This window comes from Streptomyces sp. NPDC006385, from assembly GCF_040612485.1.
Classification (GTDB): Bacteria; Actinomycetota; Actinomycetes; order Streptomycetales; family Streptomycetaceae; genus Streptomyces.
Window position 1 is genome coordinate 1 of record NZ_JBEXQG010000131.1, and the last position, 11,579, is coordinate 11,579.

Annotated in this window: 12 protein-coding genes and 1 pseudogene; 6 read left to right on the forward strand and 7 right to left on the reverse strand. The window is 71.7% G+C overall.

Annotated elements, in window-relative coordinates; translation table 11 throughout:
- Both ABZ078_RS43275 and ABZ078_RS43280 read right to left on the reverse strand, forming a co-directional pair.
- Nucleotides 1-600 (reverse strand): cytochrome c biogenesis protein ResB (locus tag ABZ078_RS43275; RefSeq protein WP_356584051.1); only part of this gene is annotated, 600 nt, incomplete at its 3' end.
- Between the two features lie 80 nt (nucleotides 601-680).
- Entirely contained in the window at nucleotides 681-1,349 is a 669-nt protein-coding gene (locus ABZ078_RS43280; RefSeq protein WP_356584040.1) for a TlpA disulfide reductase family protein, read from the reverse strand.
- A 336-nt stretch (nucleotides 1,350-1,685) separates the two neighbouring features.
- Between ABZ078_RS43280 and ABZ078_RS43285 the strand changes: the two genes are divergently transcribed.
- The gene (locus ABZ078_RS43285; protein ID WP_356584041.1) at nucleotides 1,686-2,123 is read left to right on the forward strand and encodes a hypothetical protein; all 438 of its coding nucleotides are present in this window, start codon (nucleotides 1,686-1,688) and stop codon (nucleotides 2,121-2,123) included.
- Nucleotides 2,120-2,653 (forward strand): hypothetical protein, encoded by a 534-nt coding sequence (locus tag ABZ078_RS43290; protein ID WP_356584042.1) that lies wholly within the window; start codon nucleotides 2,120-2,122, stop codon nucleotides 2,651-2,653. The genes ABZ078_RS43285 and ABZ078_RS43290 overlap by 4 nt, the downstream gene beginning before the upstream one ends.
- Before the next feature lie 93 nt (nucleotides 2,654-2,746).
- Here ABZ078_RS43290 and ABZ078_RS43295 read toward each other — a convergent pair whose 3' ends face one another.
- Both ABZ078_RS43295 and ABZ078_RS43300 read right to left on the reverse strand, forming a co-directional pair.
- Nucleotides 2,747-2,998, reverse strand: coding sequence for a hypothetical protein (locus ABZ078_RS43295; protein ID WP_356584043.1), 252 nt, complete (start codon nucleotides 2,996-2,998; stop codon nucleotides 2,747-2,749).
- Complete coding sequence (locus tag ABZ078_RS43300; protein WP_356584044.1) at nucleotides 2,995-4,293, reverse strand: NAD(P)/FAD-dependent oxidoreductase; 1,299 nt, start codon at nucleotides 4,291-4,293, stop codon at nucleotides 2,995-2,997. The genes ABZ078_RS43295 and ABZ078_RS43300 overlap by 4 nt, the downstream gene beginning before the upstream one ends.
- A 527-nt stretch (nucleotides 4,294-4,820) precedes the next feature.
- Between ABZ078_RS43300 and ABZ078_RS43305 the strand changes: the two genes are divergently transcribed.
- Nucleotides 4,821-5,648: a sulfurtransferase gene (locus ABZ078_RS43305; RefSeq protein WP_356584045.1), complete on the forward strand. Its 828-nt coding sequence runs from the start codon at nucleotides 4,821-4,823 to the stop codon at nucleotides 5,646-5,648.
- Between the two features lie 23 nt (nucleotides 5,649-5,671).
- Nucleotides 5,672-7,357 (forward strand): DUF1416 domain-containing protein, encoded by a 1,686-nt coding sequence (locus tag ABZ078_RS43310; protein WP_356584046.1) that lies wholly within the window; start codon nucleotides 5,672-5,674, stop codon nucleotides 7,355-7,357.
- Between the two features lie 179 nt (nucleotides 7,358-7,536).
- Here the strand turns inward: ABZ078_RS43310 and ABZ078_RS43315 are convergent, their stop codons facing one another.
- Nucleotides 7,537-8,175 (reverse strand): class I SAM-dependent methyltransferase, encoded by a 639-nt coding sequence (locus ABZ078_RS43315; protein ID WP_356584047.1) that lies wholly within the window; start codon nucleotides 8,173-8,175, stop codon nucleotides 7,537-7,539.
- Between the two features lie 63 nt (nucleotides 8,176-8,238).
- The gene (locus ABZ078_RS43320; RefSeq protein WP_356584048.1) at nucleotides 8,239-9,060 is read right to left on the reverse strand and encodes a F510_1955 family glycosylhydrolase; all 822 of its coding nucleotides are present in this window, start codon (nucleotides 9,058-9,060) and stop codon (nucleotides 8,239-8,241) included.
- A 502-nt stretch (nucleotides 9,061-9,562) separates the two neighbouring features.
- On the opposite strand from ABZ078_RS43320, the gene ABZ078_RS43325 reads away from it, so the two are divergent.
- Nucleotides 9,563-10,039 (forward strand): hypothetical protein, encoded by a 477-nt coding sequence (locus ABZ078_RS43325; RefSeq protein WP_356584049.1) that lies wholly within the window; start codon nucleotides 9,563-9,565, stop codon nucleotides 10,037-10,039.
- A gap of 260 nt (nucleotides 10,040-10,299) precedes the next feature.
- Here the strand turns inward: ABZ078_RS43325 and ABZ078_RS43330 are convergent, their stop codons facing one another.
- Nucleotides 10,300-11,085 (reverse strand): cytochrome c biogenesis CcdA family protein, encoded by a 786-nt coding sequence (locus ABZ078_RS43330; RefSeq protein ID WP_356584050.1) that lies wholly within the window; start codon nucleotides 11,083-11,085, stop codon nucleotides 10,300-10,302.
- A gap of 135 nt (nucleotides 11,086-11,220) precedes the next feature.
- On the opposite strand from ABZ078_RS43330, the pseudogene ABZ078_RS43335 reads away from it, so the two are divergent.
- Nucleotides 11,221-11,579, forward strand: a pseudogene (locus ABZ078_RS43335) (cytochrome c biogenesis protein CcdA); the annotation flags it as partial.

Below are 11,579 nucleotides of genomic sequence, written 5' to 3' on the forward strand. Positions count from 1 at the left end.
GGCGAGATGGAACAGCAGGTTGCCCGCCTCGCGCAGGTATCCCTTCTCACCCGCCACAGCGCCCCCGGCCCCATCGGGGCCGGCCTTCTCCACGCACAGCCGGAAGCGCCGTCGGCGCAGGGCCCGTCGTGCCGCCTCCAGCGCCTCATCGGGGGTGGTGGGACTGCTCCACCGGGTGTGCTCCGGCATGCGGTCCAGCCGGCGGGGAGCGGCCGGCGGCCTGGCCCGCAGCGCGCGGGCGAACTGCAGGCAGCGCGGCAGGATGCAGCCGCCCAGGGAGAGGAACAGCAGCAGGTAGACCGCGGCGAACCAGGGGGAGGCGTAGACGTCGAACAGCCCCAGCTTCTCGTAGACGGGGGTCAAAGTCGGGTGGTCGGCGCGGAACGCGGCCGCCTGGGACGGCTGGCCGGAGTCCTGCGGGACCAGGGAACCGGGGATCGCGGCCAGGCTCAGCAGCAGGAGCAGGAGCAGCGCCGTGCGCATCGAGGTGAGCGTGCGCCAGATCCAGCGCAGCCACCCCAGCGGACCGAGCCGGGTGCCGACGGGGGCTTCGGTGTCCTCCGGGGGCGCACTGGACAGGCCCGTGGACGGCGGCTCGATGAGGTCATCCGGGGGGTGGGGGCCGCTGTCGGGACGGTAGGTGCCGGTAGGGGTCGAACTGCGCGGGGTGGGCACGCGGTTCACCGGCCTTCCGCGATGACGGGGGTCAGCATGCCGAGGATCTCCCGTTCGCCCAGTGCCTTCAGGGCCCGTGCGGCGATGCGTCCCTGACGGTCGATCACCACCGTGGACGGGATGGCCTGCGGCAGCAGGTGCCCCTTGAAGCGCAGCACCAGCTCGCCTCGGGGGTCGTAGAAGCTGGGATAGGTGATGCCGTAGCGTCGCTCGAACGCCTTCGCGGGACCGACTGACATGTCGCGGGTGTTGATGCCCAGGAACTGCACGCCCTGGCCCCGGGTCACCTCAAAGGCGCGGGCCAGATGCGGTGCCTCGGCCTTGCACGGCTCGCACCACGAGCCCCACACGTTGAGCAGCACCACGCTGCCGCGGTAGTCGGACATCTGCAGCGGCTCGCCGTCCAGGCTCTTGCCGGAGATGTCCGGGGCCGTGGGGCGCCGCCCGGCCGGTATCGCGGTGATCGCCCCGGTGCCCGCGGGCGACTGCGACGAGGCGCCGGAGGGCCCGCCCGAGCCGGAGGAACGGTCCGCGCCGCCCTCCGCCGCCGAGGTGCATCCGGTGAACACCAGGGCCGCGCCGGCCACCAGCAGGTACCGGCGGCCTCGCGGGGCCGTACCCGCGGACTGGGGGCCGGGCCACCCCACATTGCTCCGAAGCTCCTTAGGGGACATGGGGAGAGTGTGGCACGGGCGATGGGCCGTACTGACGCCACCCCCCGAAGTGCCGAGGGTGCGGCGAAGGGTGCCCTGGGCGGGGAACCGACCGCGGGTTACCGTCGTCACCTAAAGGAATTTCGGCCCGCCGCTCCGTTCCCGGACCCCGAGTCCCCGGCGCCGGAGCACGCGAGGTTCTAGCCTCCTATGAGCCCCATCCCTCGAACCGGTGAAGAACCGGCACCTCACTCCTGCGCCGCACCACGGGTTGGCCTTGACCCCGGGTCCGGGTTCTAGCGTCGCTCATGACAGATCAGAACCCAGTGTCACGCGGAAGGCCACGGTGTGTGCGGTATGAGGATCGGGCCGGACGGGTACCGGTGGGCCGGACTCCTCCTGACGGCTCTTGCGGCCGGCGCGGGAGTCTGGGGGTACGTGCGGTCCGACGCGCACCAACTCCACGACCCGGACCATGCCCTGCAGCAACTCGATCTGCTCTACCTCGACCAGCCCGCCCCCGGCGCGGAAGAACTCGGCCTCGCCCCCGGCCAAGCTGCCGTGGTGGTCTTCTGCCGGACGCGCTGCCCGCTGCCCGAACTTCCACAGGCGCAGGTCGTACGCTCCACCGACGCGCGCCTGGCCCGGCGCTATGCGCTGGTGACCGAAAGCGGGCGGATCGGGCCCGGCTACGCGCTCATCGACGCACGGGGCCAACTGCGCTACCGCACCTTCGACCCCGGACTTGCCGACCACGAGCAGGAGATCGGCATCCTGATCGACGGGCTGCGATGAGCCGCCGGGCGTGGATCAGCGCAACACTGGTCCTCACCACCGAGGTGGTGCTGTACGCCGGTTACGCCAACTACGGCGCCCAGTTCCATTTCTGGCTGCACGGACTGTTCGGCGGCGCCCTCGGCCTCGCCGCCCTCACCGTCGTCCGCGCCATCCCCGGTCACGGTTCCGGCCGGGCCTCGCCGTGGGAATCGGGATTCCTCGGCCACCTCTACAGCGCGCTGCCGGACCTGCTGTTCCTTGGTTTCGGGGTACTGCACGTGCTGTGGATGGACGTCTTCGCCTTCCACATCACCTTGCACTTCATCCCCGCGCCCCTGTACACGATGCTCGCCGTCTTCGTTCTCACCCTGGCCGCCTACGGCCTGGTCATGACGCGGCGTCGGTGGTCTGCCGTCGCCGCCCTGGCTGTCGCAGCCGCCATCGTGGTCATCGCGCTGGCCTTCGCCGCCCCGATCCCGCACAGCGTGCAGCAGATCCGCGACCACCCTGGACTGTCCCTGCTGTGCCCGGTGCCCACCCATCGCTGACACTCGACGACGCTGTGACACTGCAGCCCCACAGCCGACAGAGACGTGTGGCTGGCACCCAGGCTGAGCCGACAACAGCGGTCGGCCTGCTTTTCAGGTCTCGCGCATGCTGCGGAGGAGGGCGCGCGCCGCGCTGCGGCCGGGTATGCCGGCGATGCCGCCGACGGGGGCGCTGCCCGCTCCGGACACGACCAGTCCGCGGATCGGCGTGGTGTGGGCGCTGAGGGCGCGCGTGGGGCGCAGGAGGCCGACCTGGTCGAGGTTGACGCCGAGGTACATCGGGTGCGCGCCTGGCCAGCGCAGCTCGCGGGCCATGTGCTCGGGCGTGCGGATCGTCCGGTTCACGACCGTGTCCGTGAAGCCCGGTGCCCGTTTCTCGACGGTGTCGACCATCCGGTCGGCGAACGCCGCCGCGGCGTTCGCCCAGCCGCCGTGCACCTGGTGGGGCGCGGTCGGGCAGGCCAGGTAGACGGTGTGGTGGCCGGGCGATGCCAGGCTGCTGTCGAGTGCGCTGGGGGTGAAGGCATAGGTCGGCACCGGGTCCTCAGGCAGGCGTCGTGCGTTCGCCTGAGCGAAGCCATCCGCGAGGGAGTCGACGCTGTCCACGAAGGACTGCAGGCCGTTCCAGTCCCCTGGCAGGGCCCCGCGTACCCGGGCAGCTCCGTCGTTCCGAGCAGCACGAGCATCTGGACGGCGTTGCCCCGCCGCGTCGCGCGCAGCGCGTCCGCGACGGGCCCGGTCAGCGGCGGGTCGAGCAGCTGAAGCAGCGCGATCCGGGGGTCGATCGCGGTGAGGACGGCGTCGGTGGTCAGGCGTTGGCCCGATTCCAGCACCACCCCCGTCACGCGGCTGCCGGTGCGCGTGATGCGCTCGACCGCCGCGCCGGTGTGCCACTGCCCGCCGTAGCTCTCCAGCCGCCTGGCGAGTGCGTCGATGAGTCCCTGCGACCCGCCGACGGCGTGCCACTGCCCGACCTGGTGATAGAACGCCTGCCACAGGCCGAACAGCGCGCTGCCGGGTTCGTCCGGCGAGGCCGAGGCGTGCGCGGCGAAGGCCGACACCGGCGCCCGTACGAGCTCGCTGCCCAGCCGTTCCCGCAGCACACGGCCGTAAGGCTGCAGGAGCAGCCCGGCGAGCCCGACCGGTCCGCCGTTGCGCGCCAGCGCCTGCACGCCGGCGAGCATCTGGCGCGGCAGTCGCCGCAGCTGCCGCGCCCGCCCATAGCCGCCCAGGCCGGCACGCATGGCGGTGATGACCGGCATCGCCTCGTCCATCCAGTGCGCGTAGCGGCGGGCCTCGGCGGGGTCGGCTTCGGCGATCGAGGCGACGGTCCGCTCGATGCTGCGGTGGAAGCGCACGATCGTGCCGTCGGTGAAGACCGCGATGGAGAACGGGTCCATCTCGCGGTATTCCAGACCCGCCTCGCGCAGCCCGAGGTCGGTGACGATGTCGGTCGCGTTGATGATGTTGTGTGCGGCGGAGTGGGTGTTGAAGCGGAAGCCCGGTGCCGGCTCGTCGGTACGCGACCCGCCGCCGAGCTTGCCGGCCTGCTCCAGTACGACCACCTCGGTTCCCGCCCGCGCGAGATAGCAGGCGGCCACCAGCCCGTTGTGGCCCCCGCCCACGACAGCAACGCGCACGTGCACCTCCCGCGAGCAGCTGGGGCATCGCGAGTACCCCACAGCCGAACGGACAACCGCGCCGCTGAAATACGCCGCAGCCGGCCACTGGCCAGAGATGGAAGCCTTGATGGACCAGGACATCCCCGGCGGTTCAGACCCACGCATGATGACGAACGGGGGTGACCTCGCTGATGACCATCGGCACCCTGGCGATGCCAGTCATGCTTGTCGCATTCATCTGGCGACGCTGACCGCCATACCTCGTGTCCCACGTCATCGGCTGTGGTGCCGGACCGGGCCGGCTTGTGCCAGGACCACGGTGAACCCCACGGCTCTCTCCCAGGAGCAGGCCGTGGACAGCCCTTGGCCTGCCGCCAGACTCCGCAGCACTCGCCGCCTGGCCCCCTGGGCGGGAGCCGTGGCCTCGTTTGACGTCAGCTGCGGCAGGGGTTCTGCTGGGAGCAGGCGGTATTCGCCTCCTGGGCTGAGTACCGCCCTGTCTCCGAAGCCGCGTGGGTCTACCCCTGACGGAAGGAGAGGCGACGATGAGCCGTAAAGAGTCCCTGGTCGACGCCGACTGGGTGCAGCAGCACCTGGACGACCCGCACGTGGTGATCGCCGAGGTGGACGAGGACGTGAGCGCCTACGATACCGGTCACGTCCCAGGCGCGGTGAAGTTCGACTGGAAGCAGGACCTGCAGGACCCGGTGCGCCGCGATTTCGTCGACCGGCAGCGTTTCGGGGAGCTGCTGTCGGAGCGCGGCATCGCCCCCGACGATACGGTCGTGTTGTACGGGGGCAACAACAACTGGTTCGCCGCCTACGCCTACTGGTACTTCAAGGTCTACGGCCACGAGCGGGTGCGTCTGCTCGACGGTGGCCGCAAGCTGTGGGAACTGCAGGAGCGTCCGCTGGTCGACGAGGTGCCGCAGCGTCCGAGGACCGACTACGCCGCCCGCGAGCCCGACACCTCGATCCGGGCCTTCAGGGATGAGGTGCTCGCCGCGATCGGGGAGAAGAACCTCATCGACGTGCGCTCGCCGCAGGAGTTCTCCGGCGAGCTCCTCGCGCCCGCCCACGTGCCCCAGGAGCAGGCGCAGCGGGGCGGTCACATCCCGACCGCCAAGAACATCCCCTGGTCGAAGGCGGCCAACGACGACGGCACCTTCAAGGCGGACGACGAACTGCGCGCGCTCTACCGCGACGCGGGCGTCGACTTCGGCCGAGAGACCATCGCCTACTGCCGGATCGGCGAGCGCAGCGCCCACACCTGGTTCGTCTTCCACGAACTGCTCGACCAGCCCAGCGTGAAGAATTACGACGGGTCGTGGACCGAGTACGGTTCGATGGTCGGCGTGCCCATCGAGAAGTAGCGGGACGACAGGTGACCGGGGCTGTGCCGGGAAGGACGCAGCGGTACGCCACGCCGGCGCCCGAGATCGACACCTCGTCCCGTACCGTCGTCGCCGGCACCGTTCAGGCCGCCGGCGGTCGGGTCGCGGGTGCCTGGGTGCGTCTGCTCGACCCGGCCGGCGAGTTCGTCGGCGAGGTGGTCACCTCCGCCGACGGCGCCTTCCGCTTCTACGCCACCCCCGGCCACTGGGTGCTGCGGGTGCTCTCTGCGCGCGGCGTCACCGAGATGCCGGTCGAGGCGCGCCTCGGCGAGGTCACCGAGGTCGGCGTCCGGCTCTCCGCCGAGCTGCCGGAACAGCTGGAGGCCATCCAGATCGCCACGCTCAGCCTCGGCGACCGCAGCTATCTGATCACGGACGGGTCGGTCGCGGTCGCGGTGGACCCGCAGCGGGACCTGGAGCGGATCACCACCGTGCTGGACAGCCACGGGCTGCGGCTCGGGGCCGTACTGGAAACACACCTCCACAACGACTACGTGACCGGGGGGCTGGAGCTGGCCCGGAACCACGCCGTTGACTATGTCGTGCCCGCCGGTCCGCAGCTGGGCTTCCATGCCCTGCGGGTGGCCGACGGCGACCATCTGCCGGTCGGGCCGCTGCGGGTCGGTGTCGTCGCCACCCCCGGTCACACCGACCACCATGTGGCCTATGCGTTCGCGTCGGCCGATGGGGAGCCCCGGCTGGTGTGCACCGGCGGCTCGCTGCTCTACGGCAGCACGGGCCGGACCGACCTCATGGGCGCGGACCTGGCCGAGTCACTGGCGCACCGCCAGTACCGGTCGGTGCGCCGACTGGCCGAGGTGCTGCCCGACGATACCGTGGTGCTGCCGACGCACGGCTTCGGCAGTTTCTGCGCGGCGGGTGCGGCCAGCCCGGCCGACCGGTCGACGATCGGCCGGGAACGCGCGGTCAACCCGGTCTTCCGCCAGGAGGAGGACGCCTTCGTGGCGGGCTCCCTGACGGGTCTGGAGCCTTATCCCGCGTACTACCGCCACATGGCCACGATCAACGCCGCCGGACCCGCGCCGACAGCCACCCTGACCGAGCCGCGGCGGGCCGGACTCCCGGAACTGGCCGAGCGGCTGGCGGCCGGGGAGTGGGTGGTGGACGTCCGGCCGCGAGCCGCCTTCGCGCACACCCACCTCAAGGGCGCGGTGAACTTCGATGCCCGCGGATCCCTGGCCACCTACCTGGGCTGGCTGGTCCCGTTCCACGCGTCGGTCACCCTGCTGGCGGCCGACGAGGAGGAACTCGATGCGGCCCGGCACGAGCTCCTGCGGATCGGCTTCGACCACCCGGTGGCCGTCGCCGTGGGCAGCCCGCTGGAATGGGCCGGCCCACAGTGGCTGGCCTCCTACCCCCGAGCCGACTTCGCGACACTGGCCGCAGTCCGGTCCGGGCGGCCCGTGGAGGTCCTGGACGTCCGGGGAGACGGCGAGTGGCGCTCCGGGCACCTGCCCGGCGCCCGGCACCTGCCGTTGCGGGAGCTGCCTCGCGCCATCCCCGACCTCCCCGACACGGAAACCTGGGTGCACTGCCGCAGCGGGTTCCGGGCCGCCATCGGTGCGTCACTGCTGGCCGCCGCGGGGCACAACGTGGTGCTGATCGACGACACCATCGAGCACGCACAGCTCACCGGGGTTCCGGGTACCGAGGGCGGACGCAGGTAACCGGATCGCAGGTGTGCCGGCCTCGACGCCGAACCGTCGGCTGGGATACGTGGAAGGCGGGCAGCACGCTGAGGTGAGTACCGGGGCGAACGCCGAGGTGCATGAGATTCCGGCCCGGCCGTCGGCCGGCCGCTGCGCCACGCGGACGGGACGCAGTTCATCCGGACGCGGTGCGCCCCTCAGGCGGGCGCGGGTTCCTTGACCGCCACGAGCCGCTCGACCATGCCCAGGCAGTACCGCTCCCGGCGGGTCACGGTGAACCCCGCCTCCTCCGCCAGGAGCAGTGGCCTGCACAGGTGGTAGGCGCTGGACAGCCTCCGCAGCACAGGCAGGGCCAGACGCTGGACGGCGCGCACCGGGAAGCGGGAGCCGGGAATGTGATCGAGCAGCAGCAGACGCCCGCCCGGCCGCAGTACCCGGTGCATCTCCCGCACCGCGGCCCGGTCATCGGACATGCAGCACAGGGCCAGCACGCATACCACCGTGTCGAAACAGGCATCCGGGAACGGCAGCGCCGCTGCGGACCCCTCCACCAGCCTCACCGCCGCGGCGGAGGCGGCCGCGCGCGGCCGGGCCCGCTCCAGCATCCCCGGGCACAGGTCGATGCCGATCACCTGAGTCCCGGCCGGGTAGTGCGGCAGATTCCGTCCGGTGCCCACGGCCACCTCCAGCACCCTGCCGCTGGAGTGCGCGCCCACCCACGCCCGGCCGTCGCCGACCAGCAGCCGGTCGTAGGGATGCATGCAGCCGTCGTACCAGGGCGCGTCACGGTTCCAGTACCGACGTACCTGTGCGTCCGGGGCCCTGTTCACGCTCATGAGTGTCCCTTTCCCGGCCGGATGGCGGCAGCCCTGCCGGGTCCCGTCCAGCCCTGGCGTGGCTCAGTGGCCGGACGTCTGGGTGACCGGCAGGCGCTTGGTGAAGGTCTTGCCGCCGTCACGGGTCTCGTAGACGCCGTCCTGGGTGGCGGCCGGAACATGGTCGGCGTCGACGGCGGTCAGCGCCTGGGGCTGCCCGCCGGGCACGGTGCCCGCCTTCTTCCAGGTGGCGCAGCCGTCGGTGCTGCGGTGCAGCCCGCCGGTGGGGTCGACGCCGTACAGCGCCTTGGGCTCGGCCCAGGACAGGAAGGCCAGCACGGGCTCGGTGCCGTCGCCGAAGGTCCTGCCGCCGTCGCCGCTCCTGGCGACGCCGTTCTGCGTGGTGGCCAGCACGAGGCCGGGATCCTTGGGGCTGACGGCGATGTCGAGTGCGGCGAGTTCGGCGCGCTTGTCCCACGTCTTGCCGTCCTTGCTGACGCGCAGCATCCCGTTGGTGCTGTCGTAGCCGTAGACCGTGTCGTGGGCGTACTCCAGGGCGTGGAAGTCGACTGCACCGCCGAGGGAGAGGGTCTTCCAGGTCCTGCCCGCGTCGGTGGACTCGATCAGGCCGCGGTTGGCGTGGCCGCCGCTGCCCTCGGCTGGGTGGCCGCTGCCGAGGAAGGTCCTGGGTCCCTTCACGGTGAAGCCCATGTAGTCGGCGGTGTCGCTGACCCGCTTCGGCGAGCCGTCGTCCTCGACGGCGATGACGCCCTCGTGGGTGGCTACGTACAGCAGTCCGTCGGCCGGGTCGATGCCGAGCCCGTGGATGTGGCTGACGGCCGCTGCGGAGGCCGGTGAGTCCTCGGGGGCTGAGGTGTCAGTGCCTCCACCGCAGGCGGTCAGCACGGCGGCGAGCAGGACCGCGGTGGCGGCTAACTAGGGCGGAGCGGAAACGGAACGTCACGGAGGGAACCTCGTACGGTGCGGAACGGATGCTGCTGCGGGCACGGCGGGCGGCACGGCCGACCCATGAGAGCCGGGCCGGGCCCGTCACCGCCCACAACCTTCGCGCATTCGGAATTGAGCGGCCTGCGTCCACGGCGGCTGTGACTCCGCCCCGCCGCGCACTGCCGTGAACGGACCTGCCCCGCTCTCCCGGCCGTAGGCGGCTTCGGTTCACCTCCCGGGGCCTGCGCACGGACTCCGCCGACCGTCCCGGCCTGCCGCGGCGACCGCGGACCAGCAGGGCCCTCGGTGCGCGACGCTGCCCGGACGGCGCAGGACTCCACCCGTATGGGGGACCAGCACCCCACTCAGCACCGAAGGCGCTTAGGAAATCGGCTAGCGTGGCGGAGTGTCAGTGATCCGTGACGCATCGTTGCGGGCCGGCGTGAACAGAAGGTGGCGTATGAGCACACGACCTCTCTCCCGTGTCGGCGTTCTCGCCGGGACCGTTCTGGCCGTCTCGGCCGGATTCTCCGGCCTGGCGCAGGCGTACACACCCGCACCACCCGCCGCAAGCGGCATGGGCACGGCATCACAGCCGCGTGCCGTCGCGGCGGACACGCGCGCGGAGGCGATGACCATGAAGGTGTCCATGGGCTCGTCGGACGTCGGCTCGGTCGCCGCGAAGCACGAGTGCGGGACCGCCTGCGCCACACACCGTGCCCATGGCCGGGGCGAGACGTGCTGCGCGCACTGCGGGCACCACACATCGGGCCAGGCCACCAGCGGTGAGAAGTGCTGCGAGAAGTGCTGCGGCGTGTCGCACGGCAATGCAGCTGGGACCACCGAGCGGTGCGACTGCTGCGCCTCGTCGCATGCCTCGCAGCGCATGCCGGCGCGGAATGACGGCAGCTCGGGATGCTGCGGCGAGCAGGTCTGACCGGTACCTGGGCCCGGCCGGAGCACCCGCTCCCGCCGGGCCCAGGCCCGTATTCAGACGGGGCTGCCGGTCGGTGGGGTGCGCAGAGCGGGACGCCCCTTCTTCGCACTGAGGCCCGGGAGCCCCCGTAAGCCGGGGGCGGGGTCACGGGCGGTGGTCCCCGGTAAGGCCGGGGGCGCGGAAGGCCCCTGCCGGACGCTCCCTGCCGGTCCGGCGGGCATCGTGCGACGACCGTACGTCCGCCTCGCGGCGGACCGGCGTCACAGGGGGAGTGCGTAGCCGCTGATCCAGGTCTGCATCTGGTAGATCATCCAGCTCCACAGGCCGGAGACCTGGGCGATGCCGACCGCCACGAGCAGGGCGCCGCCGATGCGCAGCACGGTGCGGGTGTGGCGGCGGGCGAAGTCGAAGGCGCGCATGCTCTTGCCGAGGGCGAGGGTGAACAGCAGGAACGGGATGCCGACGCCGACGGCGTAGAGGAAGGCGAGGAAGGCACCGCGCCCGGCGGAGCCGGTGGTCAGGGACAGGGACAGGACGGCGGCGAGGGTGGGGCCGATGCACGGGGTCCAGCCGATGCCGAACATCACACCCATGAACGGCGCACTGGCCAGCCCGGCGCGCGGGGTGAACTGCGGCTTGAAGGTGCGCGACAGCAGCGGGACGCGCTCCAGGACACCCATGAACATCAGGCCGAGCGCGATGGTGAGCATGCCCAGGACGCGGATGACGGTGTCCTGGTGGGCCAGCAGCAGCGTGCTGACCGAGCCGAACAGGGCACCGTAGGCGGTGAACACGGCGGCGAAGCCGAGGACGAACAGGGCGGTGCCCAGCAGCGCCCGGCCCCGGGCCGGGCCTCCGGGAGTGGTCTGCCGGGTGTGGGCGTCGACGGCGGTCATGCCGGTGGTGTACGACAGGTAGCCCGGCACCAGGGGCAGGCAGCAGGGCGAGGCGACGGTGATCGCGCCGGCGGCCAGCGCGAAGGGCGCGGCCAGGAACAGGGAACCGGAGCCGACCAGCTGTCCGATGTCGACGGAGGCAAGGAGCACGGCGGCGCCCTACTTTCACTCGTGCGGGGGAGGCGTTGGGTCGACAGGCAGACTATCTCCTAGGTAACTTAGGTCCGAAGCTGGATAGGTGATTGCGGGCCCCGCGGCCTGTGACCTGCCGGAAAGGGCCTGTGGATGGGCGAGCTGTTGTTCGGGACCACGCTGTTGGCGTCGTTCCTCGGCGGGATGGTGGCGCTGCTGGCGCCGTGCTGTATCTCGGTGATGCTGCCGGCGTATTTCGCCACCGGGTTCCGCTCCCGCGGCCGGGTGGTCGCCGGGACGCTCGCCTTCGGCGCCGGTGTGGCCACGGTGATCGTGCCGATCGGGCTCGGGGCCGCGGCGGTCTCGGCCGCGCTGCAGCGCTACCACCTGGTGGTGTACCTGGTCGGTGGGGCGCTTATGGTGGCCGGGGGACTTGCGGTGCTCGCCGGGTGGAAGCCGAAGCTGCCGATGCCGTCCGGGCGCTCGCCTCAGGGCAACGGTTTCGGCGCCGC